This window comes from Paraburkholderia sp. RL17-383-BIF-A, assembly GCF_046028015.1.
Lineage (GTDB): Bacteria > Pseudomonadota > Gammaproteobacteria > Burkholderiales > Burkholderiaceae > Paraburkholderia.
Genome location: NZ_JARESR010000036.1, coordinates 1 through 25,122, shown reverse-complemented (window position 1 = coordinate 25,122; position 25,122 = coordinate 1). Strand labels below are relative to the sequence as shown.

Below are 25,122 nucleotides of genomic sequence, written 5' to 3'. Positions count from 1 at the left end.
GATCAGTGAACCACGCCGCGCGGCAGAAACACGAGAAAGTAGAAGCCGAACCAGATCGCCATGACGATCAGCGTGGCGACGCCGGCGAGAGCGATCGCGCCATGCGGGCCGGCCGCGACGACGCGTTCCACTTCTTCGTCCGTCGGCGGGGCCGCGCTACCGGTTTCGTTTGCTTCCATCTGAAGGCTCTCCAGTGCGGCGGTTCAGTGCAACGGCGCATTGCGCAACGCGTTGACGTCGCGGGACGTCACGGGCTGACCGTGATTGCCCCACGCCGTGCGGATATAGGTGACCACGGCGGCGGCGTCGGTGTCGTTCAGTTCCTGACCGAAAGGCGGCATGCCGTACGGTTCAGGATTGCGCATCGTGCCCGGCGGGAAACCGCCATTGAGCACGATGCGAATCGGATTGACCGAAGAGTCCATTTCGATCGACTGGTTGCCGGCGAGCGGCGGATAGTGTTGCAGCTTGCCTTCGCCCTTTTCGCCGTGGCAGATCGCGCATTTGTCGGCGTAGATTTTTTCGCCGAGCGCGAACACGTTGGTGTTGGTCGGCGCCGACGGACCGGTCTTGCGGCCGCTCTTGTCGGGCAAGGATTTCAGATAAACCGCCATCGCCTTGATATCGTCTTCCGTCATGTACTGGAGGCTGTGGTACGTGACTTCGGCCATCGGGCCGTACACCGCGCCGCGATCGGAAATGCCCGCTTGCAGCAGATCGACGATGTCTTTGGTGCTCCAGTCGCCGAGGCCGCCGTCCTTGTCCGAGGTCAGCGAAGGCGCGTACCAGTTCTGTACGGGAATCAGGCCGCCCGCGAACTGTTCGCTCTGCGACGAGCCGCCGAGCATGTTGATCTTGGTGTGGCACATCGTGCAGTGCCCGAGCCCTTCGACCAGATACGCGCCGCGGTTCCATTCGACCGATTTGGTCGGATCGGGCTGGAATTCGCCTTCGCGGAAATACAGCGTGCGCCAGCCGTACAGCAGGTTGCGCTGATTGAACGGGAAGCGCAGCGTGTGTTTGTGATTCGGCTCACGCACCGGCGTGACGGTCCGCAGATAGGCGAAGATCGCGTCCGAGTCCTCGCGCGTGACCTTGGTGTATTGAGCGATCGGCATTGCTGGATAAATCAGCGTGCCGTCCGGCGTGCGGCCGGTGCGCATCATCTTGAAGAACGCGTCCTGACTCCAGGTGCCGATGCCGTATTGCGCGTCCGGCGTGATGTTTGGCGAATACAGCGTGCCGAACGGCGTTTCCATGGCAAGGCCGCCCGCGAACAGTTTGCCGCGCGGCGCGGTGTGGCAGGCCACGCAGTCGCCCGCGCGCGCCAGATACTCGCCGCGTTTGACGATGTCGGGGCGCGTGTCGGCGGCCCCGCCCGGTGCGGACGTTGTCGCGGTGTCGGCGGCGCGTGCTTCGGCGATGAGGGGCGTGTGCGATACGTGCAGAAGCGCGGCGCTGCCCGTGAGGATCAGGCCGGCGGCCAAGAGACCTGACGCGAACGGCGCATGCGCGCGTCGGCCCTTCGTCATGGCGAGCACAGTGGTGAGCAGCGCGGTGCGCAGCGCGCGGAACGAGCCCGGAGAGCGAAGTGTCGGCTTCATTGCGGTTGGCTCCCGCATGCGAGAGGCAGCCGCTCGCCGGACGCCGGTGCGGGCCGCGGATCGGCCGGACGCGGCTGGCGCGCGAGCCAGCTCGATACCGCGGTAATGTCCTTGTCGCTGAGCTTGACCGCGATCGAATGCATGCAGTCCGGCGCGAGCGCGTGCCGCGTGCCCGAGCGCCAGGTACCCATTTGTCCGGCGATATAGCTCGCGTGCAAACCGAGCAGACCAGGAATGCCCGGCTGCGTCCCGGTCATGCGCGCACCGTGGCACGCAATGCACGCCGGTATCTTGCGGGTAGGGTCGCCCTGGGTGACGAGGCGCTGTCCGGCGGCGAGCACTGACGGCGCGACGGCGCTTTGATCGGCGTTGGGGTAGGGCGGTTGCAGATCGGCGAAATACTGGCTGATCTTGCGCAGGTAGTCGTCGGGCAGGAAGGCGAGCAGATAGCCCATTGGCGGATATGTGCGGCCGCCGTCGCGAAACGCGGTCAACTGGTTGAACAGATACTCGGCCGGCTTGCCGGCAATGCGCGGAAAGTAATCGTTGTTCAGGCCTTGGCCCTGCACGCCGTGACAGGAGGTGCAGGCGCGCACGCGTTCGTCCATGGCCGAGGGCATGGCGCTGGACGCGTCGGTGGCGGCGAGCGCCACGCCGCTCCACATGACGTAAAGCACTAACAGAACAGACGATCCGATAGTTCTACGATGCACGCCAGGCCTCTATTGGGAACGTTCTTTCTTCTCGATTATTTCTCGCGCATTCGCTCGCGGATTGGCTCCTGAATCCACGGACGGTGTGTGGCAACTCCGTCAGTTGTTTTTGTATAACGAGTGCGAAAACAGCAAATCGAAAACGGACTTATTCTGAATGGCGAGTGTTGATTTGCTACGGCGATGCGATTGCTTTTTAAAACAACGATCTGCCTGAATGCGCCAGTGGGTGGCGGCTTTCGGGCTGCGGGAATTAACGCTTGAAACGTTCAGCAGCGTGTACGAGGTTGCAGGAATTCATTCGGCGCGTCAATAGCAAACAAAAGCTAATTTGACCAAACACCTGTTCATGATAGGCGTCGACCAGGGGGCTTTCAACGTTTCATTGCAAATCGCCGCGTGCTTCGACGTTATCGCGCGAATGTGATTGTTTGATGATGGAACACGTGCTTTAGCGACACGCCTTGGACCCCCTGCGCGCGTGGTCAACTGAAGAGCCGCAGCAAGGCCGTGCGCGCATTGCTCACGCGTTCGCTTTCGCCGATTCGTCCGGGCAACAGATGAAACTCCACGGCAGGCAGCGCGGGCAAGCCGACGCTCGCCGGGCAGGCCACGACGCCGCCGCCGACCGACGATTCGTTCAGGCAGGAAATGCCGAGTCCCGCCTTCAGTGCGAGTTGCAAGCCGGCCACGCCGGAGGCGGAGTGCGACACCACGTAGGGCACTTTGTGTTCGTCGAGCAACTTCACGACGAAACGCTGCAACTGGCAACTCGACGGCAGCAACACGAGCGAATAGGGCGTGGCCGTCCGCGGACCTGAATCCGCCGCGCTCACCCAGAGCAGTTTTTCGCGCCGCACAACCGTGCTCGGCGCAGCGTTGCGCCGGCCGGTGGCGCGCGAGTTATCCGTGACGAGCCGCAGCGAGAGACCAATGTCGAACGACGCATCGTCGCCTGCATAGCTGTCGATCACCGCACTCGGCAACACGGTGACGTGCAGCTTCAGGCGCGGATGCTGTTCCGAAAACGTCTTGAGAATGCGCGCGATGTCGTGCGGACGGTAGTAGTCCGTGATGGCGATGCGCAACTCGCCGTCCAGCGAGCGGCCTTGGAGATCGTCGAACGCGGCTTCGCTCATGGCGATGATGCGCCGCGCGTGGTCGAGCAGGCGGCTGCCGGCCGGCGTGGCGCTGACGCCTTGCTTGCTGCGTATGAAGAGCGGCTGGCCGGCGCGTTCCTCCAGTTTCTTCAACTGCTCGCTAACGGAAGACTGCGACAGGAATACGCGCTCCGCGCCCGCCGAGACACTGCCCGATTCGGCGACGGCGACGAAGGTTCGCAACTGGGTCAGGTCGAAGCCACGCTGGCTCATGATTCGGTATATCCGATGGAAGTCATCTGAAATTCCGGTTTTTCCGATAGAAAGCCCAGCCGTAGCATACCTCCAGATTCTTTGCGGAGGGTGGAATGGGAAACGAATCAATGGCAGCCGTAGGTCTATCCGGCAGGCGTTCGGCAAGCCACAGGTGGAAGGTGCTCGGGGTCGGTTTCGCTGCGAACGCGAGCTTTTCCGCGGCATTTTCGGGAATTCCGACGACGGCGGTTTTCTTGCGCTCGGGCTATCACCTGGGCAACGACGGTCTGGGTCTCGTGCTCGGCATGTTGGGCCTCGGCATCGCGGTCAGCGAGTTGCCATGGGGACTGCTGACCGATCGCTGGGGCGACCGGCGTGTCCTGTTGCTCGGACTGCTTTCGACCGCTGCCGCGCTCGCCGGCCTCGCGTTGTTCGTCGTGCCGTCCGGTACGCACATACCGGGCGTGAGCACGCTCGCGCTTGGCCTGTTGCTGGTGGGACTGTTCGGCGGCAGCGTCAACGGTTCGAGCGGCCGCGCAGTGATGGCCTGGTTTCGCGAAGGCGAGCGCGGCCTTGCCATGAGTATTCGCCAGACCGCGGTGCCTGCGGGCGGCGGCCTCGGCGCACTGCTGTTGCCGGTGCTCGCGTCGCGTTATGGCTTTGCGAGCGCATATACCGTGCTGGCGCTCGGCTGTGCGATCACGGCGGGGTTCGCATGGCGCTGGCTGCATGAACCTGCTCATACCGATTCGGAAGGCGCACGCGAAGTCCGTGACACGGCGGCGAATGGCATGCGCAGCAGCGTCTCGCCGTTGCGCGACATCGGCATCTGGCGCGTGGCGCTCGGCGCTGGAGCGCTGTGCGTGCCGCAACTCGCCGTCGTGACGTTCGGGACGGTGTTTCTTCACGATTTCAGCCGCGCCGGCGTCATGGCGATCAGCGTGACGATGGCTGCGGTGCAAACGGGCGCCGCGATCGCGCGGGTCTGGAGTGGCGCGTGGACCGACCGGCGCGGCAATCGGCGGAACTACATGCGCGCCTGCAGTTTGCTGACGGCGGTGTTGTTCGCCTCGCTCGCGTTACTGACCGGCCTCGCCGGCATGCATCACGCGACGCTGACAGCGGTATTCGCGCTGATGGTCGTGCTGGGCGGTGTGAGCGCGTCGGCATGGCACGGCGTGGCCTTTACGGAACTCGCCACGCTGGCAGGGACGAACCGCGCCGGCACGGCGCTGGCGATCGGCAACACGTGTGTCTTTCTCACGCTGTTCGTGACGCCGCTGGTAATACCGCTGCTGTTGACGATAGGTTCGTGGCCGATAGTGTGGGCAGTAGCCAGCGTGTGCGCATTGATCGCGTTCCCGGTATTTCCGCGCGCGGCGCGTGAAAGCAAGGCGAGGGCACCGCGCGCCTGCGACGCAATCTGACGAGGCGCGGCGCCGCTCGGTAATAAGGCGGTTGCCGCGGGGCGGCTGCCGCGCTTTTTGTCATGCCGTTGGGCGGCGTGTGGACACGCCTGCGATGAGTGGTTGCACCGTCGAATTCCGGCCGGAATGGGTTCCGTTGTGAAAGTAAAAAATATTCATTTTGCGTAGTTATTCTTTTCTTCTTTGATAAATCCGCATTGGTAATTGGTTTTTCTACAGGATTCGGAGCGCTCCGATTTTCGTGGAGTTGTAGTGGTGATTTTATGGCCGCCTTGACACGCGAAGCGTCGTCAAGGGGCCGTCAAAGAATAGGTAAAGTGTGTCAGATTTTTTCTGCGCATTTGAAAATAATCCTACAACAAACGAGAGAAAATCCTGGTGAACCTTCGAATTATCCTGGCGGACGATCATCCCTTCGTTCTGCTTGGCATCCGTGCGACTTTAAAAATGCATGCCGGTGTCACCATCGTCGACGAAGCGACGAATGCCGTTTCGCTGCTCGAACGCTTGCGGAACACACCCTGCGATGTGCTCGTCACCGATCTCGCCATGCCGGAGCGCTCGGGCGCCGTCGACGACGGCCTCGATCTCGTCCGGCGAATCCGTTGCGACTGGCCGCAGCTGCGCATCGTGGTGATGACAACGCTGACGAATGCCGCGATCCTTCGCGCCATTGTGTCGGACGGCGCCGTGAGCATGCTCGGCAAGGCGGAGTCGATGCACGAGCTTTGGCAGGCGATTGCCACGACTCGGCACGGTGAGGCCTACCTCGGGCGTTCCATCGTCGAAGCGCTCGCGCGCCCGCAGGAGTTTGCGTGTGAACGACCGGCGCCGCCGCGTCTATCAGGCGCTCAGGCCAAAGTCGTCAGGCTGCTGGTGGACGGCCAGTCGATCGCTGAAATTGCAGCGGCGCTCGGCTGTCATCGTCGCACGGTCAGCAGGCAGAAACGCGAGGCAATGACCAAGCTCGGAGTTGCCAACGATCCAGGTCTTTTTTCTCACGTGCGCGCATATGGAATTCCTGGTTTTGAATCGTATATCTAAGCAATTTACTTTTTAAATAGAATGCGGTGGTTTCGGAGCGATCTTATGTTTATTTTCTGAAAAATGTTTAATGATCGGCACGAGAGCTGGTTTTACTGAAAAGGGCGGCAGTCAATCAAGGTACGGAGGAAAAATAGAAGATGCGCGACACCGCTGAGGTAAGCACGCCCATTCGAGCCATCATTGCGGACGATCATCCACTGGTGCTGCTGGCGATCGAAAATTTGATGGGCGGTTATCCGAATATGGAGATTGTCGGTCGCGCGGCCGATGCGACCGAACTCTTCACGGAAGTCGACCGTGGTTCATGCGATCTGGTGCTCATGGACCTCTACATGCCGGGCGGTTCGGATGGCAGCGGACTGGAAGTCGTCAGGCAGTTCAAGATGCGCTACCCCGACATTGCGCTCGTCGTGCTTACCATGGAAACCGAGGCCGCCGAGCTGCAAAAGGTGATTTCGCTCGGCGCCGACGCATTGGTGAGCAAGCGCGACCGGATCGATCTGATTCACGTGGCCGTCGTCACGGCGTTGGCGCGCGAGTGTTACGTCGGGCCGGCGGTGCGCGCGTTGATCGCCGACGCAACGGTGACCCAGCGGCTCGACTTTGTCCGGCAAATGCTGTCGCGCCGCGAACTCGAAGTGTTCACCCAATATGCGTCAGGGTTTGGCGTGACCGAGATCGCCGCCCGTTTGGGGCGCAGTGTCAAAACGATCAGCGCGCAGAAGTGCACCGCCATGCGCAAGCTCGCGCTGCACAGCGACGCGGAACTGTTCCGCTTCGCCGTCGAGTACGGGGTGATTCCCGAGGAGCGCGTGCAGAACCGGTGACGAGCCGGCCGCGTGTCGCGCCTTGGCGTGACGAAAACAAGATGCATTGGCATCGCCCGGGGAAGCACAACGCGTGCGGGGCATGCCAGTCGATAAGACAACAAGAAGATGAGACAAAAGATTCGCGTCATCGTCGCGGACGATCACGACTGCGTTCGTGTCGGCGTCAAGCAAATGTTGCAAACCGTCCCGCACATCGAGTTTGTCGGCGAAGCGGCCGACACGCATGGCCTCGCTGAATTACTCGACGCTTATGCATGCGACGTGGTCGTTTCGGATATCAACATGCCGGGCATTCACGGCGGCAGCAACGCGGTGTCTTTTCTGCGCCGCCTGTTGCGGGGCCGGCCGCGTCCGTGCGTCGTCGTGCTGACCATGATCTGCCATGCGCACATGCTTACCGGCCTTTTGCACATCGGCGTGGGCGGTATCGTCGATAAACGTGAAACCGTCACCGCCTTGCTCGACGCAATCGAGGCGGCGATTGCCGGCCGCGTCTATCTGTCGGAGCATGCGCGCGCCGCAATCGAAACGGCGGATGCGCCGCCGCAGCTTCGCGCCGGTGTGCTGAGCGCGCGCGAGTGGGAAATCTTCCAGCTCTATGTGCAAGGTCTCGCTGTCCACGAGATCGCAGCGCGTTTGCAGCGCAGCGGCAAAACGATCAGTACGCAGAAACGTAGTGCAATGCGCAAGCTCGGCCTGGAAACGGAAGCCGACCTGATCGACTACGCGCGGCAAATCGGATTGACCTGAAACGCGAGGGGCGTATTGCATTGCGACGTTGGCAGCTGTTTTTAGAGAACAGCGAATTTAGGAGTGTTCCGATTGGTCGCGAGACATTGCCGCCTCATAGTTCTGCGTTCACTGCGGCTTTATTCGATGCTCCCGTGACGAAAGCAGTCATTTCGTTAAGCTGAGCAATGCCCGAGCCGAGCGAATTCAGGCAGATGTCTTATGGCAATCGCGCAGGGCCGTCTGCCTCATGGACAGAAACAGGAGGCGGCATGGTTGCATTAGGTAAGCGGTTGTTGGTGGAGAGTGCGGGAACGGCATGGCTCGTCTTCGTCGGCTGCGGCAGCATTGTGCTGAACGTCGGCGCGATCCAGCAGGCGGGCGGCGTGCTGGAAGCGGCGGTGGCATTCGGCCTCGCACTCGCCACGGCCAGCTACTGCATGGGCAGCCTGTCCGGCGGTCATTTCAATCCTGCTGTCACCGTAGGCTTTACCGTCGCACAGCGTTTTCCGGTCAGGGATTTGCTCCCCTACATTGCCTCGCAGATTCTCGGCGCGATCGTTGCCGCAGCATTGCTCCTTTACGTGGCGGGCGGCCGTCCCGGTTTCGATCTGCGCGCAAGCGAGTTCGCGGCAAATGGCTTCGGCGACCATTCTCCCGCTGACTATCAATTGCATTCGGCGCTGGCCATCGAGTTCGTGCTGTCCTTCTGCTTTGTCATGGCCAACCTCATGATCGCCCGCCGGCACGACGTGCAGCCGCTCGCGCCGCTGGTGCTCGGCGCCTGTCTGGCGCTCGTCTACCTGGTGTCGATCCCGGTCACCAACGGTTCTGTCAATCCCGCCCGTTCCACGGCGCAAGCCTTGTTCGTCGGAGACTGGGCGCTGGATCAACTCTGGCTGTTCTGGGCTGCGCCGCTGTCGGGGGGCATCACTGCCGGCGCGTTGTTCTCGTATCTGCACGGCAAGCCCGAGCACGGTAGCGCCGGGCTTGCCGATGGGCAAGGCGAAGTCGCCTGAGTGTTGCCGGGCGCCATCATCGTGTCTGCCGTCAATTTCCCGCCAAACGTTGCAATGAGGCGCACGCTCGAACGCGTGTGGCTTGGTCTGCTCGTATGGGCGTTGTTTGTCGCCACCCAAACGGCAGCCGCCGCCCAACTGTTCGACAACCGTTCGAACAGCCAGAGCGTTGCCGCTTTTCCCGCGAAACTGACCACCGGGGTTCTCGCGGGCGGCTGGCTGCCGCTCGACGCGTTGCAAGGCGGACGCCTCACCGGCATGAGCGTCGACTATCTGCGCGCGCTCGTCGGGCCGAATGTCGTTATCGAAGCCAAGGCGTTTCCTGATGTGCCGCAATTGCTTGCCGCGGCCTGCGCCGGTGAGGTCGACCTGTTGACGAGCGTTGCCCGCACACCGGAACGCGAGCGGTGCCTGAGTTTTACCGCACCGTATTTCCGTTCTTCGTCGTCGGCAGTGGTTCGCCGTGACGGTGACAGCTACGCGAGTCCCGCTCAGATTGCCGGAGCACGTATCGCGATAGAAAAGGGTTTTGCGCTCGAGCGGGTGGCACGCGAGCGCTTTCCTCATGCGCAGATCAGCGTGTTCGCCACGACGCATGCCGCACTCTCGGCGGTGGTCCGGGGCGACGCCGACGTTTATCTCGGCTTCACGCCGGCTGTGCAATATGCGTTGGCTACGGAGGAGTTCCGTGGTTTGCACGTGGCCTTCGAGGAAAGCAGCCGGACCGCCAATCTGCGCTTCGCGGTGCCACGGAGCCGCGCTACGCTGCGCGACCAGCTCGACGAGGCGCTCGCCTCGCTGAACCCGGCCGACGACGCGGCGATTCGTGTGCGCTGGCTATCCGGCAACTTCGACGCGAAGCCCGTGCCCGTTGCGCCGCGTCTCGTGCTGACGCCGCAGGAGCAGGCCTGGCTTCGTTCGTTGCCGCCGTTGCAGATTGGTTTTGATAATGGCTGGTCCCCGTTCAGTTACGTCGACAGTTCCGGGCAACCGGCCGGTATTGCCGCCGACTATCTGGCGTATCTGAGCCGCACGCTCGGCGTCGTGATCAACCGCGCCCGCACGGCCGACTGGCCCGCCGCTATTGAAGCCTTTCAACACGGCGAGCTGGCGATGCTCGCCACGGCCTCGATTCACGATCCGCGACTCAAGCGGGCGCGCCACACCCTTGCATACGAAAGCTATCCACTGGTGATCGTCGGGCGTGAGAACGAGCCGGCGGCCAGATCCCTGAATGATTTCGCGTCACGGCGCATTGTCGTTTCGTCGCACGTTGCCGGTTCGATTCCGCTCGCATTCGAGCGCATTCCGGCGGACCACGTTGCAATCGCGCCCAGTCTCGACGACGCGCTCAGGATGGTCGAGGCCGGCGAGGCGGACGTGCTGGTCGGCAATGTGGCCGCTATCGACATCCTGCTCAAGCAGCGTTACGACGGTGTCCTGAAAATCCTCGGCACGGTAGGCGAAACCGACGCGCTCGACTTCGCTGTGCGCCCGGACCTGAGTCCGCTTGCCGAACTGATCGATCGTGCATTGCTGGCCATGCCGGCTGCGGAAAAGCAGCGCATCCGGCAGAAATGGGTCACCGGCAGTGCGCCGGAGTCGGGCATATGGAGCGTGACCGCGGTGCGCCTGCTGCCGTTGCTGATCGGCATCGGCGTCGCGCTGCTGATCACGCTGCGTGCCTATCTGTTGCTGCAACGGGAAGTCAGGCTGCGCAAGAAAACCGAGCTCAAGCTCGAGCTGCAACTGAATTTCCAGGAAACGATGATGAAGATGGTGCCGTATCCGCTTGTCGCCATGGACCTCGACGGCCGTTATATCGCAGTCAACGAGGCTTATGAGCAAGCCTGCGGATTGAGCCGCGAAGCGGTCATCGGACGAAACACCATGGACGTGCAAACATGGGGTGAGGCCAACAGCCGGATTCTCGGCGACATGACTCGCGAGATGCTAAGCGGGCGCGAGACTGTGCAGTTGGAGTTGCAGTTCGAGCGCGGCGCGGGCAATGTGCGGCATGGCCTTTTCTGGGCCAGCGTCTGCCGTGGCAGCGACGGTCAGCCGGTTTGCGTGCTGGGGACGGTGGTCGATATCACGGACATTCGGCGCGCTGAGATGCGCGCGCGCGAAACCGAACGGCGCCTCTTCGACGTGACGCGCTCCCTGCCGGCGGTGGTGTTTCAACTGCGCCGCACTTCGGATGGCGCGTACTCGTTTCCGTATATCGGCGGCGACACGCGGCATCTGCTGGGTGCAAAAGACAGTGCGGTGAGCAGCAGCGATCACGTCGATTTCCAGCGCGTGTGTGAGGAGGACAGGGCGTTCGTGCTGGCGGAACTGGAGCGCTCGGCTCGCAGCGAAACGCCGGTGAACATGGAGTTCCGTTTCGAAGGCGACCAGGAGATCAAGTGGGCACGTGCCGAGTTGGTGCCGCGTCGCGAAACGGACGGTAGTGTCGTGTGGAGCGGTTACTGGGTGGACGCCAGCGTCGAGCACGCTCGCTCCGACGAACTGGCGCGAGCGCGCGACCTGGCCGAAGCGGCTTCGCGCGCCAAAGACGACTTCTTCGCAATGATGAGCCACGAAATCCGCACGCCGATGAACGGTGTGCTCGGTCTCGTCGAGGTGCTGGAGCGTACGCCGCTCAATGCGGACCAGGGCGAAATGCTGGGCATGATCCACGAGTCGGCGGGCGCACTGCTGCAGATCCTCGACGACTTGCTCGACTTCTCGAAAATCGAAGCCGGACGGCTGACGATCGAGGCCGAATCTATCGACATACGTGAACTGGTGGACAACGCTGTCGGTCTGTTGGCCGGGCGGGCGCACGAAAAGGGCCTGAAAGTGCGCGTGGACATTGCGCCGGACGTCGCAGCCACGCTGCGGGGCGACAGCGTACGGTTGCGCCAGATTCTGTTCAATCTGCTTGGCAATGCCATCAAGTTTACGCCGCAAGGCGAGGTCGACGTGTGCGTGTCGGTCGTTGCTCAGGCCGGCGACATTCAAACGCTCGCCATGACTGTCGAGGACACCGGGATCGGCATCGCGCCGGAGGTGCAGGACAAGCTGTTCGAGCCGTTCGTGCAGGCCGAGTCTTCCACCACGCGCCGTTTTGGCGGCACAGGCCTCGGTTTGACGATCTGCCGCAAGCTGATCGACCTCATGGGCGGCTCGCTTGCATTGCACAGCGAGCCGGGCAGCGGCACACGCATCACCGTGCGGCTCACCATGGCTGTCGAGACTCAGCGCTATTCGGTCAACGGCTTGCGCGGCAAGCGCGGGCTCGTGGCAACTGGCGACGCTCGTGTTGCTCAAGCCCTGATGCACTTCGGCGAGGCGCTCGGACTCGCGTTGCGTCGCGTGTCGCCCGATGCGCCGGAACTGCGCGATCGCGTCGCACTGGAAGATCTGGATTTGCTGTTCGTGAACGAGGACGTGACTTTACCCGCGGACGTTCGCGCGCGCACGCGTGTCGTCTGTCTGACTGAGAAGCCGAAGCCGACGGGTTACCGCATTCTCGACGACACCGTGCGCGTCAGCATCAATCCCATTTCATGGCGTGGCCTCGGCGCCGCGTGCGCCGCCGCGATGACCGGGCTGCCTTCGGTGGCGCCGCGCCTGGCTGCCATGCCACGCGCGCCGGAGGGCGGCGCTTCGCCTCCGGACCGGGAGCGGGCAATCGCCAGTGGCCGGCTGATCCTCGTCGCGGAAGATCATCCGGTCAACCAGGAGTTGATTCGCCACCAACTCGCGTTGCTAGGTTTCGCCTGCGACGTGACGAACGACGGCGCGGAAGCGCTGGCAGCGCTGGAGCGCACGAACTACGGCTGTCTGATCACGGATTGCCACATGCCGAACGTGTCGGGCTACGAACTCACTCGGCGCATTCGTGAACGTGAGCAGGGTGGCATGCATCGGCTGCCCATTCTGGGTATCACGGCGAACACCGCGCCCGAAGACCTGAATCTGTGTCGCGACGCTGGCATGGACGACAGCCTGGTGAAGCCGACGCGGCTGGCCACGCTGCGCGACTATCTGAGCCGCTGGTTTGGATCCGACAGCGCGGGGCACGCCGCGCCTTTGGAGGCCGCGAGAGCGCCGGCTGTCGCTACACCGGAGGTCCACGGCGGCGCTGATCCCTTCGTCCCGGTCGACCTGGGGCACATGACACAACTATGGGGGAGCGAATCGACCGTCAAGGCGCTGCTCGACTCGTTCGTATCTTCCGTTCGGGAAGACGTGCAGTCGCTCTCGCCATTGCTCGAGCGGGTCGGCTCCGAGCGCACTGAACTGGAGCGTGTGCGCGAATGGCTTCATCGCGTGGAAGGGGCGGCGAGCGTCCTGCAATATCCGCCGCTACTCATGGCGCTCGAAGATTACCGCCGCGAAATCAATGTGAAACCGCCCGAACTTGTGCGCAATGACGGAATGGTTTTAATCAACAAGTGCAACGCCATGCTGGACGGAATCGAACAGCAAGCCGCGTTGCTCGTATAGCGGGCTGCCGGTTGAAAAAGCCGCAGGGGATTATGCGGAATAGGTGCGGTCGCCTCGTAGCAGAGCGCACCCACACGGACGAGAGGCGAGACGATAGAACGAAAAAAAACGCGGCCGAAGCCGCGTTAAAGATTTGGAGACATCCCTCGATGAAGGAGTCACTTCTCGCAGCCGGAAGCATAACCGGGATAACGCGGTTGATTCACTACAAAATCGACAATTAACTGTTTGAGAAATTCGCTTAAAACGCTTCCAGGACGTCGTCTCATCGCTCCGTCTTGGCGGGGTGCCGGCGGCGGCGTGTGCGCACAGCGGCACTTCTCGCGCGATATCGCCAAGGTTTAACTCGTCGGCAAGACGCAGGATCACTACGGACAACTATGAAGTCGCCGCGTTTCAATACGTAAAAGCAGCACCTCGCGAGCGGCTTCTGGCAGCACAGCGCGTGGCGCCCGCGCCGGCCATGCGCGGTCCGAGGCACAAACAGGCTCAGCGGATTTGAACTAGTATGTGGTGGCTCCGCGCGGCCGAAGTGTCGGTGCGGCGGTGCATCAAGTCCGGAGAAGACCATGATTGCGCTTCGAAAACTGAATCTCGCTATGGTGTTGTGGGCGTTGGCGTCGGGCGTCGCCTTCGCCGATACGGTGGCCTTGAAGGCGGATCTCGAGCCGTCGAGCGAAGTGCCTCCTCGCGTGAGCCACGGACACGGCATGTTGAACGCCACCTTCGACACCTCGACCAAATCCCTGCAATGGACGGTCACTTATGAAGGCTTGAGCGGCCCGGCAACCGCCGCGCATTTCCACGGGCCTGCGCCGGTGGGCCAGAACGCCAAGGTTCAGGTGCCGATCGATAAGGGAGCCCTCGCCAGCCCGATCAAAGGGTCGGCGGCGCTCACCGAGCAGCAGGTCACCGATCTGATGGCGGGGCAGTGGTACTTCAACGTTCATACCGCGCAGAACCCGATGGGCGAAATTCGCGGGCAGGTTTTGCCGGCTAACTAACGAGCGGAAAACCTTACCGGGCGGCGCGGACCCTTTTGGGATTAGAAGCCGCCGCCCACCGGCGCTGCCGTGAACGCACGTAACATGACGGGACACAATCGAAGGAGCGTGTCCCGATGAGCTGGCAAAGCGCACTCGCGTGCTGGTATCTGCGTAGGCAGTTTCGTCCCGAGACCTTGAAGCCGCGTATCAATGTCGAGAAGGCGCGCGCGTTGACCGCCAAGCGCGCCTGGTCGCCGCGCGTGCCTCGCGGCTGGCGTCTGCGTGAGCTGTACGGCCCGGGCGATGCGCCCTTGCGCGGCGAATGGATCGAGCGCGCCGACGGCGCGCAAGCCGCGCAGACCGGTGCAACGGTGCTGTATTGTCACGGCGGCGGCTATTACTTCTGTTCACCGCGTACGCATCGCTCGATCACGTTCGGCCTGGCGACACGCGCCGACGCGGCCGTTTTTTCGCTCGACTATCGTCTCGCGCCGGAGCATCGCTTCCCGGCGGCGTTGAACGATGCAACCTACGCTTATCGTCAGTTGATCGGCAATGGCATTGCGCCCGAGTCGATCGTGATAGCCGGCGATTCGGCGGGCGGCGGCCTCGCGCTCGCTACCCTGGTGGCGCTGCGCGACGCCGGCGACCCCATGCCGGCCGGCGCCCTGCTGTTCTCGCCATGGACCGATCTGGCCGCGACGGGCGCCAGCATCCGCACCAACGACGGTCTCGACCCCATGTTCAGCGGCCCGGCAATCGCGCTGGCGGGAAAGGTTTATCTCGGCGACACGCCGGCCACGCATCCCCATGCCTCTCCCGTTTATGCCGATCTGAACGGCTTGCCGCCGCTCTTCATCATGGCGGGCAGCACCGAGGTGTTGCTCGACGACTCGCAGCGCGTGGCCGACAACGCGCGCGCGGCAGGCGTCGACTGCGAACTCGAAGTGTGGAACAAGATGCCGCACGTCTGGCCGATTTTTGCGCCGTTCGTCCCGGAAGGAAATCGCGCGCTCGAGCGCGCCGCCACCTTCGTGCGGCGCGTGACGAGCCGCGCGTCTCAGCCGTCGAGCGCGATGTCGATGGTCTGATAGGCGGCCTCGACGGTCTGCTGGCCATATTGCCGTTCCAGCCGCCGCACGGTGAAGTGCGCATGCGCGACCTGCTGGAAGTGGTCGATGAAAACCGTATTGACCATCGCGCCGAGCACCGCGCCGATCGCCGGAATCGACTTGGCGGCGATCTGTTCGCTCACCTGCACCGAAAAGCGCGCGGCGATCGTGTTGACGAGGCGCAGCAAGGCCGCGGAACCATGCGTGGTGAAACCTTTGGTGGCTATCTCGGACGACGCTTTCGACACCGCCTGCGCCAACGCGCCGCGCATGATGAAGTAGCCGAAGTCGGCGTCGTCGTCGGCACTCGATGTGCTGCCCATGCCGAGCACGGTCAGACACTGCAGTTGCGTATCGATCGACGACAAATCCTCACCCTCGCTGCGCGCGATGTCGCAGATCGAGCGAAACATCAGCGTGGTCGTGACCGGCAGTTCGACGGGCAGCGCAAACAGTCCGAATGCGCCGCCGGCCGCGCCGGTGGTCGCCACAGCGAACTTGTGCAGCAGATTGCTCGGCTTCTCGGGCGCCGCCAGCGCAAGCGTGGCGTCCTTGCGCCCCAGCGTGCGCAGCGCGATTGCCAGGCACTTGCGCAACGCCAGCTCGGTCGCGTCCGCGACCTTTTCGTTGGCGAACGCCGGCATGCGCGAGAGCAGCTTCTCCAGCGGCGCGCCGACGATGCTGGCCAGTTTCATCGCCAGAGCGGGGCTCTCCAGTTCATGTTTCGCGCGCCGCAGCGCCTTCAGATCGTCGTCCGATAACGATTGTGTTGCGAGCGAGCTCGGCTCCATGTGCCTCCCTGGCGTCATGTGATGTGTTTTTTTCAGTCGGTTGCCGCTGCTGCGCACCGCGGCGGCGTGTCCGGATTAGAGCATCGTCGCGTGGTATGATTCCCTATCGATTGACCAGTCAACTGTTGCACTATCAAAAATGGCTGTCCATACCGCGGCCCACCACTCGAGTGGGCAAGTTTTACCTTTCCGTGAATCATTGCTGGCGATGCTCGGCATCTCCTTCGTCACGATGCTCGTCGCGCTCGACCAGACCGTGGTCGGCACCGCATTGCCCACCATCGTCGCCGAACTCAAGGGTTTCGAGCTGTACGCGTGGGTCGCCACTTCCTATTTGCTGACCTCGGTGATTACCGTGCCGATTTTCGGCCGGCTCGGCGATTACTACGGGCGCAAGCCGTTCGTGATCGCGTCGATCGTCGTGTTCACGGGCGCCTCGGTGCTGTGCGGCGCGGCCAACAATATGCTGTTCCTCGTGCTCGCGCGCGGTTTGCAGGGCATCGGCGGCGGCATGCTGGTCGGCACCGCGTTCGCCTGTATTCCCGATCTGTTTCCCGACTCGGTCGTGCGCCTGCGCTGGCAAGTGTTGATGAGTTCGGCGTTCGGTATTGCCAACGCGGTCGGGCCGTCGCTCGGCGGTTTCCTCACGCAGTATTACGGCTGGCGCTCGGTTTTCTATGTGAATCTGCCCGTCGGTCTGCTGTCGCTGTTTTTCGTCTGGCGTTTCCTGCCACATCTGCGACATGTCGAACACGAAGGCAAGATGCGGCTCGACTGGCCTGGCGCCGTGTTGATCGCCGTGGCGCTCGGCTCGTTGCAGTTGTTCGTCGAGTTGCTGCCCAAGCATGGCGTGAGCTTCGGTGCGGCCATGCTGCTCGCGTTGAGCGTCGCGTCGGCTTACGCGCTCTTGCAGTGGGAAAAGCGCTGCCCGACGGCGATCCTGCCGGTCGACATGTTCCGCAACCGCAGTCTCGCCGCGCTGTTCACACTGGCCGTGCTGGGCGGCTTCACGATGTTCTCGCTGCTGTTCTATGCGCCGCTGCTGTTCCAGGGCGGCTTCGGCATGTCGCCGAAAGAGGCGGGGCTCGTCATCACGCCGCTCGTCGTATTCATTACGATCGGCAGCATCGCCAATGGACGCATCGTCTCGCGCGTGCGCAATCCGAATCTGATGCTTTACGTGGGCTTTACGCTGCTCGCACTGGCGTGCCTGGGCGTGGTCGTCGCGACACGCGCCATGCCGCAATGGCTGTTGATGTCGTTCATGGTCGTCGGCGGACTGGGACTCGGTTTCGTCATGCCGAACCTGACGATTTTCGCGCAGCAAACGGCCGGCCGGGAGCACCTCGGCATTGCCACGGCGCTGCTGCAGTCATTGCGCATGATCGGCGGCATGATCGGCACCGCGCTGACCGGCACGCTGGTCAGCCACATGTACGCGAGCGGCGTACGCAGCGCGCTGGAAAACGATCACGCATCGCAATGGTTCGCGGATCTCGGCGACCCGCAAATTCTCATCAATCGCGATGCGCAAACCACCTTGCTCGGCCAGTTGACGCACGCGGGCCATAACGGCGCGATGCTGCTCGAGAGCGCGCGCGAAGCTCTCGTGGCGGCGATTCATCTGGGGCTGGCCATGGCGGCGATCATCGCCGTGGTGTCGGTCTGGCAAAGCCGCCGAGTGCCGCCGATCAAGCTCCAACGCAAGCTCGAACCCGTGATTCACGCGGACTGATTTTTTAGACTTATCGTTTTACTGACAGATCATGGAAGAACAGGACCGCGTCGCCGTCATGCAGCAATTCGGCCGCACATATCGGGCGTTCATGTCGGCCTTCGAGTCGCATGTCGGCCACCCGCTGCCGCGCTGGCGCATTCTGCTCGCGCTGCACGAGCAGGCGGGCGAGTCGTCGCAGAAACGGCTGGTGGAGCGCTTGCGTGTCGACCCGGGCGCGCTGACGCGGCAGTTGAAGACACTGGAAGGTTTGGGCTGGATCGCTCGCAGCATGGACACGCGCGACAATCGCGTGACCAATGTGCGTCTGACCGAAGCGGGGCAGTCGGCGACCGAAGCCAGCTTGCCGCGTCGCAATGCGTTTCTGCACGACACGATGGCTGCGCTGCCGGACGAGGCGCTGGGCGCGCTGTCCGATGCACTGAAGATGCTCGAGGTGAGAATTGGAGAAGTGGCGGCGACAGCCGGCGCTGCGGGAGCCGCCGCCGGCGATGTTTCGCAGCAGGCAGCCGAAGTCGTGGAGGGCGAAGCACCGCGTCAACCTTAACGTGCCGTACGCGGCGTGAACGACGCCGCACGCGGCGCTTCGGGGATCGCAGAGCAATCGCTTGCTCCACGCATTCCGAAACAACAGGAAAGGCGCGCCCCGATGTTTCAGGGCGCGCCTTTCGCAAGAAGAATCAGAAGAACGTTTCGATCACTTCCGTGACGCGATACGCTGGATCGACCACCAACACCTGACGCCATTTGTCGAACGTCAGACACGGGTGCGAGATGTCGAACGCGATCATGTCGCCCACTTTCAGATCGGCGCCTGCGGGAATCCGCAGATACGCATGCTGATCCATCAGGCCGAAAATCTCCCAGCCTTCGCTTGCCGCGATATCGCGCGGCGCTTCGTTACCCGGACGATAGTGGCGCGCCGGTTCCGGCATGCCCGCATCGAACGCGGAATCGCGTTTGCCAAGACCAATAATCGCGCGATCCGGCTCGGGAATGGACTGCACATACGCCCACAATTGCAGCGCCGGAAGCAGACCCTCGCCCATTTTCTTCGCGACCGGATTGCGGGCGAAGATGTCCGTCTGCGCCTTGCGATAGATGCCGACGTCGTGCGTCAGATAGCAGCCCGGACGCAGCACCACCTCGACCTTGCCGGTCTCCGACGCCTTCACGAATTCTTCCGCGACCACGTCGTACCAGGCCGATCCCGCGCCTGACAGCACGGCCGGCGTACGCGCAAAACGCCCTTGCTCGACGAGCTCGCGCGTGAGCGCGACCGCGCTCTGCAGGAACTCGCGCACTTCGGGCTCTTCCTTCAGCACACCTTCGTACAACTCGACGCCGGCGAGCTTCAGCGTGTCCGGATAGCGTGCAATCGCGTCGAGCACCGCGTTGCGCTGCCCTGCGTCGCGCACGCCCGTGCGGCCGCCCGGCACGCCGAGTTCGAGCAGCACCTGCAACTGCTTGTTCACCGACTTGAAAAACTCGCCCAACTGTTCGACGCCTTCAACCGAATCGACGAGGCAGAAGAATTCGAAATCCGGATCGCTCAACAACTCGGCGACCATCATCATGTTGCGGCGGCCGACCAGCTGATTGGCCATCAGCACGCGCGAGACGCCGCCGTGATAAGCCGCGCGCACCTGGTGCGCGGTGGCGAGCGTAATACCCCACGCGCCGGTTTCGAGCTGACGGCGAAACAACTGCGGCGCCATGGTGGTTTTGCCGTGCGGCGCGAGTTTGACGCCGTATTCGGCGACGAATGCCTGCATCCATTTCAGGTTGTGTTCCACCCGGTCCGCGTACAGCACGGCGGCCGGCAGGCTCACGTCTTCGTTCAGCAGGTTCCACTCCAGACGCGCGGCATCCGTGAGTTGGATGCTGGTGCCCGGAACCATGCCCAAGCCCTTGCTATAAGGATCAATCGTCGCGCCCTGATAGTTTGTAACTTTCATGTCTCCTTGCTCCATCGTCCAGTTAAATTGAATCAAAGTTGACTTTAGCATGTTACCGAAAGTACGATGGATGAAGAAATGTTATTTAGTACCACCGGTTGCTGAAGGGCGGCAGTCCGCCTTTGCTTAGCCTTTGCGCCACCTTCGCGCCGTATCCCACAGTCTGCAATGAACTCAACCGCCGAACCGCTGGCTTTCGACATCGTTGCGCGCATCGCCGAATGCGCGCCGGAACTGCGCTCGGCTGAGCGCAAGGTTGCCGCGCTGATTCTCGACGATCTGACGGGCGCTTCGCGCGCCAGCATCGGCGCGCTTGCACAGCAGGCCGAGGTGAGCGTGGCGACCGTGACGCGCTTTGCCAAGGCGGTAGGCTGCCGTGACGTGCGCGAACTCAAACTGCGGCTCGCTCAGGCTGCTGCGGTCGGTCAGCGCTTCCTGCAGCCGGGCGGCGCGGGCGACGCCCCCGAGCCGATCGCGACCCGTGTGTTCGACGAATTGCAAACCGCGCTGGCGCACAACCATCAATTGCTGCGTCAGGCGCCGCTCAGCGAAGCGGCGGCCGCGTTGCGCGCTGCGCGCATGATCTACGTGTTCGGCATGGGCGGCGGTTCCACCGCGCTCGCCGACGAAATGCGCTTTCGGCTCGTGCGCCTCGGCCGGCCCGTCGCGACTTATCAGGACGGCTTGCTGCAACGCATGGTAGCGAGCACCGTGTCGCGTGAATGCGTGGTGATCGCGCTTTCCACCACCGGGCGCGTGCCGGAAATGGTCGAGAACTGCAAGATCGCGCGCAGCTACGGCGCGACCGTGATCGCGCTGACCGCGCCGGCTTCGCCGCTTGCGCGGCTGGCCGATTGGGTCATTCCGATCGTCGCCTTTGAAACCGACTTCATTTACAAGCCGTCGTCGTCGCGCTACGCAATGATGATGGCGCTCGATGTGCTCGTCACCGAACTCGCCGTCAGTCAGGGCGACGAGAGCCGCGAATTGCTGCGCCGCATGAAGCACGCACTCGACACGCACCGCGGCGGCGGCGATCGACAACCGTTAGGAGACTGATCCATGCATTCGCATCCCGAAGCCGCCGATACGCTGATCGTCGGCGCGCAACTGTACGACGGCACGGGCGCGCCGCCAGTCGAGCGCGATGTCGCGGTTCGCGACGGTCGCATCGTCGCGATCGGCAATCTGTCGAACTGGCTCGCCGAAGAAGTGATCGAGGCCGAAGGCCGCGCGCTGGCGCCGGGTTTCATCGACGTTCACACGCACGACGACACGCATGTGATCCGCTCGCCGCAAATGCTGCCGAAGATCACGCAAGGCGTGACCACGGTGATCGTCGGCAATTGCGGTATCAGCGCGTCGCCGGTTGCTTTGAAGGGCGATCCGCCCGATCCGATGAACCTGCTTGGCGAGCGCGAAGCGTTCCAGTATCCGACCTTCGCCGCGTATGTCGCAGCGGTGAATGCGGCGCGGCCGGCGGTGAACGTCGGCGCGCTGATCGGGCATACGGCGTTGCGCAGCAACCAGATGGACCGGCTCGATCGCGCGGCGACCGAGCAGGAAATCGAGGGTATGCGCGCGCAACTCGAAGAAGCACTGGCGAATGGTGCGCTGGGTTTGAGTTCGGGGCTCGCCTACGGTTCGGCGTTCGCCGCGCCGACCGAAGAAGTGATGGCGTTGGCCGAGCCGCTCGCCGCGGCCGGCGCGCTGTACACCACGCACATGCGCACCGAGTTCGACGCGATTCTCGATGCGATGGACGAAGCGTATCGCGTGGGCCGTCACGCGCATGTTCCGGTGGTGATCTCGCATTTGAAGTGCGCGGGTCCGTCGAACTGGGGGCGCAGCGTCGAAGTGCTGAAGTCGCTGGAAAGCGCGAGCCGGTTGCAGCCGATCGGTTGCGATTGCTATCCGTACAACCGCAGTTCGTCGACGCTCGATCTGAAGCAGGTGACGGGCGACATCGACATCACGATTACGTGGTCGGAGCCGCATCCGGAGATGGCGGGCAAGCTGATCAAGGAGGTTGCGGCGGAGTGGGGCGTTACGCAGCAGGAAGCGGGCAAACGTCTACAGCCGGCGGGCGCGGTGTACCACAACATGTCCGAAGACGACGTGCGGCGGATCCTATCGCATCCCGCGACCATGGTCGGCTCGGACGGCCTGCCGAACGATCCGCTGCCGCATCCGCGCTTGTGGGGCGCGTTTCCGCGTGTGCTCGGCCACTATGCGCGCGACGCGGGTTTGCTGCCGCTCGAAGAGGCGGTGCGCAAGATGACCAGCTTGTCGGCGCGGCGCTTTGGTCTGGCGCAGCGCGGCGAGGTGCATATCGGCTATCACGCCGACCTGGTGCTATTCGACCCGGCCAAGGTGCGCGACGCGGCGACGTTCGAAAAACCGCAACAGGCCGCCGACGGCATCGACGCGGTGTGGGTGAACGGCGTGCTGTCGTACCGCGACGGCGAAGTGACGGGCGAGCGCGCCGGTCACTTCGTGGCGCGCGGCGCCGCGTCGAAGGGTGACGCGCACGGCGCGTTCTGAATTTTTGCTCGATTGAGTGATTGATTGCGGCGCGCACGGCGATTCTGCCGCATGCGTGCCGGACTTTTTAAGGAGTGTGATGATGAAGCGTTATGGTGTTGAAGGCGGGAAGGGAACGGGCGGTCAGCATATGCCGTTTGCACGCGCGGTCGAAGCCGACGGCTGGCTGTTCGTGTCCGGCCAGACGCCGATGGAAAACGGCGAAGTGATCAACGGCGGCATCGTCGAACAATCGCATAAGGCGATCCAGAACGTGTTCGCGATTCTGAAGGAAGCCGGCTATGGCGCCGAGCATGTGGTCCGCTGCGGCGTGTGGCTGGATGATCCGCGCGACTTCGCGTCGTTCAACAAGGTGTTCCGCGAGTACTTCGGCGAGAACCCGCCAGCGCGCGCCTGCGTGGTTTCTTCGATGGTGATCGATTGCCGCGTCGAAGTGGACTGCGTGGCTTATAAGAAGCCCACGGCATAAGCCTGAACATTCAGCCGGATTGGTTCGCCGCAGCTTTGCATCAACTCGCCGCGGCGAACAAGCTGCTTTTTACTGCCGGGCCAGACGCATATTGTCCGGCATCGGCAAGTTGTAATTCGTGCGGAACGGATTGATGTCCAGTCCGCCGCGCCGCGTATAACGTGCGTACACCGCGAGCTTGACCGGCTTGCAGGCTTTCAGCACATCGAGAAAAATTTTCTCGACACACTGTTCATGAAAGCCGGTGTGATTGCGGTACGAGATGATGTAGCGCAGCAAGCCCGCGTGATCGATCTGCGGGCCTACATAATGAATCTGCACGCTGCCCCAATCGGGCTGGCCCGTCACCGGGCAATTCGACTTCAGCAAGTTGGAGAACAGCGTTTCTTCGACCGGCGCTTCATGCAGCGCCGCTTTCAGCAACGATGCGTCCGGCTGATAGATATCGGTATCCAGATCCAGCCGGTCGAGCGACAAGCCTTCGAATTCTTCCATCTGCAATTTGCCGAACTCATAGGGCGCGGCCAGATGAACGGAGACGGTCGCGCCGCACGAAGCGGACACGTCGCGCTTGATCGTGTCGCGCACTGCGTCCATCGATTCGAACGCGGTCTGCGCGAATGAGCCGAGATACAGCTTGAACGACTTCGACTCGACGATATTCGGCGAGTCCGCCGGCACGTAGAAAGTCGCCACCGCGATTTGCGGCTTGCCGCGCGCGTTCAGCCAGGACAACTCATACGCATTCCAGATGTCCGTGCCGAAGAACGGCAACTGCGCGCCGATGCCGATCGCCTCGCGCGCATTTTTGCGCGCGATCGGAAACAGCAGCGAGGCGTCGTATTGTTCGGTGTAAGTGGAGGCCTTACCCAGCGGTGATTGTTCGGGTGTCATGATGCGTTCACGATGCCACTCAGCACGTGCCCCGTCGCCGTCACGACGCGGGCCGATTCGCAGTGGCCAATTTGGTCGTCGAAGAAGAAGTCCGGCTCGAACTCGCGCAGAAATGCGCTCTTGTCGAGGCCGCCGAGGAACATCGCTTCGTCGATTTCAATGTTCCACGCCATTAAAGTGCGGATCGCGCGCTCGTGCGCGGGCGCCGAGCGCGCCGTCACCAATGCCGTACGAATATGCATGGGCGCGGCTTCATCCGCGAGTTTTTGCAGCCGGTGCAGTGCTTCGAGCAACGGCTTCAGCGGGCCGTCCGCGAGCGGCAGATCCTTGTTGTGAATCTCGTGGCCGACGAATGCGCGCAAACCGTCTTTCTGGAACACGCGCTCGGCTTCGTCGGAAAACAGGACGGCGTCGCCGTCGAAGGCAATGCGGATTTCGTCGGGATACTTGCTCGCCATTTTCGCCGATTCCGGCAAGACGCGCGCGGCGGGAAATCCGGCGGCGAGCGCGTCGCGCACGTCCTCCTGATTCGCCGACAGAAACAGCGACGCGTTTAACGGCTTCAGATAGCCGAACGGCGCGCGTCCGCGAGTAAACACGCCGCGCTCGATGGCGAGCCCGTATTCGCGGCACGAATGGAACGCCCTCAGTCCGCTGATTGGATCGCTGCGCGAGAGGATCACCACTTCGACGCGATGTCCGCCCGCGTTCAACGCCAGCAGCTTACGGATCAGCGGAAACGCCACGCCCGGCTTGGCAGGCACGGCAAGGCGGTCGCGCTGCAATGCTTCATAGGCTTGCAGATCGCCTTCCTCGTACACGCGGTTCTCTTCCTCGAAGTCGAACAGCGCGCGCGACGAGATTGCCACCACCAGTTTGTCGACAAGCGAAAGAGCCATCTGCGCGTTTCAGTCCTAAAAGATCAGGCGAGGAATAAGCGATACACCGGGTTCTGCGTCTCTTCCCAGTTCGGGTAGCCGAGCGTAGCGAGAAACTTGTTGAATGCCTCGTTCTCGCTCACCGGCACCTGGATGCCGACCAGGATCGAACTGTAATCCGCGCCCTGGTTGCGGTAGTGGAACAGGCTGATATTCCAGTTCGGCGCCATCGACGAAAGGAATTTCATCAGCGCGCCCGGACGCTCGGGAAACTCGAAGCGGAACAGACGTTCGTCGTGCGCCAGAGGCGAGCGGCCGCCCACCATGTAGCGGATGTGCTGCTTGGAGAGTTCGTCGAACGTGAGGTCCACTGTGGCGAACCCGTGCGCTTCGAATGCGCCGGCGATCTGCGCCGATTCGCTGCGATTCCTGATCTGCACGCCCACGAAGATATGGGCGGAATTCGCGTCCGCAATGCGATAGTTGAACTCGGTGACGCTGCGTGTGCCCACCAGTTCGCAGAAACGCCGGAAG

Annotated in this window: 21 protein-coding genes and 1 pseudogene; 13 read left to right on the top strand and 9 right to left on the bottom strand. The window is 62.8% G+C overall.

Annotation, left to right across the window (positions count from 1 at the left end; genetic code table 11):
* Positions 1 to 2: 2 nt before the first annotated feature.
* The 4 genes from P0D71_RS30060 to P0D71_RS30045 form a co-directional block, all read right to left on the bottom strand.
* Entirely contained in the window at positions 3 to 179 is a 177-nt protein-coding gene (locus P0D71_RS30060; RefSeq protein WP_177205028.1) for a hypothetical protein, read from the bottom strand.
* Positions 180 to 203: 24 nt separating this feature from the next.
* A complete protein-coding gene (locus tag P0D71_RS30055) occupies positions 204 to 1,604 on the bottom strand; it encodes a c-type cytochrome (protein WP_408483330.1) in 1,401 nt (466 codons plus the stop codon).
* Positions 1,601 to 2,317: a c-type cytochrome gene (locus P0D71_RS30050; RefSeq protein WP_408483329.1), complete on the bottom strand. Its 717-nt coding sequence runs from the start codon at positions 2,315 to 2,317 to the stop codon at positions 1,601 to 1,603. The genes P0D71_RS30055 and P0D71_RS30050 overlap by 4 nt, the downstream gene beginning before the upstream one ends.
* Before the next feature lie 485 nt (positions 2,318 to 2,802).
* Positions 2,803 to 3,690: a LysR family transcriptional regulator gene (locus P0D71_RS30045; protein WP_408483328.1), complete on the bottom strand. Its 888-nt coding sequence runs from the start codon at positions 3,688 to 3,690 to the stop codon at positions 2,803 to 2,805.
* Between the two features lie 95 nt (positions 3,691 to 3,785).
* Between P0D71_RS30045 and P0D71_RS30040 the strand changes: the two genes are divergently transcribed.
* The 8 genes from P0D71_RS30040 to P0D71_RS30005 all read left to right on the top strand — a co-directional run bounded on the left by P0D71_RS30040 (position 3,786) and on the right by P0D71_RS30005 (position 15,298).
* On the top strand, positions 3,786 to 5,099 hold the full coding sequence (locus tag P0D71_RS30040; RefSeq protein WP_408483327.1) for an MFS transporter: 1,314 nt from the start codon (positions 3,786 to 3,788) through the stop codon (positions 5,097 to 5,099).
* A gap of 378 nt (positions 5,100 to 5,477) precedes the next feature.
* Positions 5,478 to 6,143: a response regulator gene (locus tag P0D71_RS30035; RefSeq protein ID WP_091796767.1), complete on the top strand. Its 666-nt coding sequence runs from the start codon at positions 5,478 to 5,480 to the stop codon at positions 6,141 to 6,143.
* 140 nt (positions 6,144 to 6,283) lie between these two features.
* Positions 6,284 to 6,973, top strand: a complete 690-nt coding sequence (locus tag P0D71_RS30030) for a response regulator (RefSeq protein WP_091796766.1) — start codon at positions 6,284 to 6,286, stop codon at positions 6,971 to 6,973.
* 108 nt (positions 6,974 to 7,081) lie between these two features.
* Positions 7,082 to 7,726 carry a response regulator gene (locus P0D71_RS30025; protein WP_408483326.1) on the top strand — a complete coding sequence of 215 codons (645 nt, stop codon included), beginning with the start codon at positions 7,082 to 7,084 and terminating at the stop codon, positions 7,724 to 7,726.
* Between the two features lie 251 nt (positions 7,727 to 7,977).
* Positions 7,978 to 8,724 carry an aquaporin Z gene (gene aqpZ / locus P0D71_RS30020; RefSeq protein WP_408483325.1) on the top strand — a complete coding sequence of 249 codons (747 nt, stop codon included), beginning with the start codon at positions 7,978 to 7,980 and terminating at the stop codon, positions 8,722 to 8,724.
* Positions 8,725 to 8,778: 54 nt separating this feature from the next.
* Positions 8,779 to 13,221, top strand: a complete 4,443-nt coding sequence (locus P0D71_RS30015) for an ATP-binding protein (RefSeq protein WP_408483324.1) — start codon at positions 8,779 to 8,781, stop codon at positions 13,219 to 13,221.
* Positions 13,222 to 13,790: 569 nt separating this feature from the next.
* A complete protein-coding gene (locus P0D71_RS30010) occupies positions 13,791 to 14,225 on the top strand; it encodes a CHRD domain-containing protein (protein ID WP_091796763.1) in 435 nt (144 codons plus the stop codon).
* A gap of 116 nt (positions 14,226 to 14,341) precedes the next feature.
* Positions 14,342 to 15,298, top strand: coding sequence for an alpha/beta hydrolase (locus tag P0D71_RS30005; protein WP_408483323.1), 957 nt, complete (start codon positions 14,342 to 14,344; stop codon positions 15,296 to 15,298).
* Here the strand turns inward: P0D71_RS30005 and P0D71_RS30000 are convergent.
* Positions 15,268 to 16,110, bottom strand: a complete 843-nt coding sequence (locus tag P0D71_RS30000; protein ID WP_408302489.1) for an EcsC family protein — start codon at positions 16,108 to 16,110, stop codon at positions 15,268 to 15,270. The two genes, P0D71_RS30005 and P0D71_RS30000, sit on opposite strands and share 31 nt — an antisense overlap.
* Before the next feature lie 139 nt (positions 16,111 to 16,249).
* Here P0D71_RS30000 and P0D71_RS29995 point away from each other — a divergent pair, with 139 nt between their 5' ends.
* Together P0D71_RS29995 and P0D71_RS29990 are read left to right on the top strand one after the other, a co-directional pair.
* Positions 16,250 to 17,845 (top strand): MDR family MFS transporter, encoded by a 1,596-nt coding sequence (locus tag P0D71_RS29995; RefSeq protein ID WP_408483322.1) that lies wholly within the window; start codon positions 16,250 to 16,252, stop codon positions 17,843 to 17,845.
* Positions 17,846 to 17,876: 31 nt separating this feature from the next.
* Entirely contained in the window at positions 17,877 to 18,392 is a 516-nt protein-coding gene (locus tag P0D71_RS29990) for a MarR family winged helix-turn-helix transcriptional regulator (RefSeq protein ID WP_408483321.1), read from the top strand.
* Between the two features lie 133 nt (positions 18,393 to 18,525).
* On the opposite strand, the gene P0D71_RS29985 is transcribed toward P0D71_RS29990, so the two are convergent.
* A complete protein-coding gene (locus tag P0D71_RS29985; RefSeq protein ID WP_408302494.1) occupies positions 18,526 to 19,803 on the bottom strand; it encodes an amino acid deaminase in 1,278 nt (425 codons plus the stop codon).
* Positions 19,804 to 19,971: 168 nt separating this feature from the next.
* Here P0D71_RS29985 and P0D71_RS29980 point away from each other — a divergent pair, with 168 nt between their 5' ends.
* From P0D71_RS29980 to P0D71_RS29970, 3 genes are all read left to right on the top strand, one after another.
* The gene (locus P0D71_RS29980; RefSeq protein ID WP_408302496.1) at positions 19,972 to 20,862 is read left to right on the top strand and encodes a MurR/RpiR family transcriptional regulator; all 891 of its coding nucleotides are present in this window, start codon (positions 19,972 to 19,974) and stop codon (positions 20,860 to 20,862) included.
* Positions 20,863 to 20,865: 3 nt separating this feature from the next.
* Positions 20,866 to 22,347 (top strand): N-acyl-D-amino-acid deacylase family protein, encoded by a 1,482-nt coding sequence (locus P0D71_RS29975; RefSeq protein ID WP_408483320.1) that lies wholly within the window; start codon positions 20,866 to 20,868, stop codon positions 22,345 to 22,347.
* Between the two features lie 82 nt (positions 22,348 to 22,429).
* Positions 22,430 to 22,816 (top strand): RidA family protein, encoded by a 387-nt coding sequence (locus tag P0D71_RS29970; protein WP_007179354.1) that lies wholly within the window; start codon positions 22,430 to 22,432, stop codon positions 22,814 to 22,816.
* A gap of 69 nt (positions 22,817 to 22,885) precedes the next feature.
* On the opposite strand, the gene queF is transcribed toward P0D71_RS29970, so the two are convergent.
* The 3 genes and pseudogenes from queF to P0D71_RS29955 all read right to left on the bottom strand — a co-directional run.
* Positions 22,886 to 23,710: an NADPH-dependent 7-cyano-7-deazaguanine reductase QueF gene (queF, locus tag P0D71_RS29965; RefSeq protein ID WP_091796755.1), complete on the bottom strand. Its 825-nt coding sequence runs from the start codon at positions 23,708 to 23,710 to the stop codon at positions 22,886 to 22,888.
* Positions 23,707 to 24,609: a 5'-nucleotidase gene (locus tag P0D71_RS29960; RefSeq protein ID WP_091796754.1), complete on the bottom strand. Its 903-nt coding sequence runs from the start codon at positions 24,607 to 24,609 to the stop codon at positions 23,707 to 23,709. Before P0D71_RS29960 ends, queF begins: the two co-directional genes overlap by 4 nt.
* A gap of 23 nt (positions 24,610 to 24,632) precedes the next feature.
* Positions 24,633 to 25,122: pseudogene (locus tag P0D71_RS29955) on the bottom strand (threonine ammonia-lyase, biosynthetic); the annotation flags it as partial.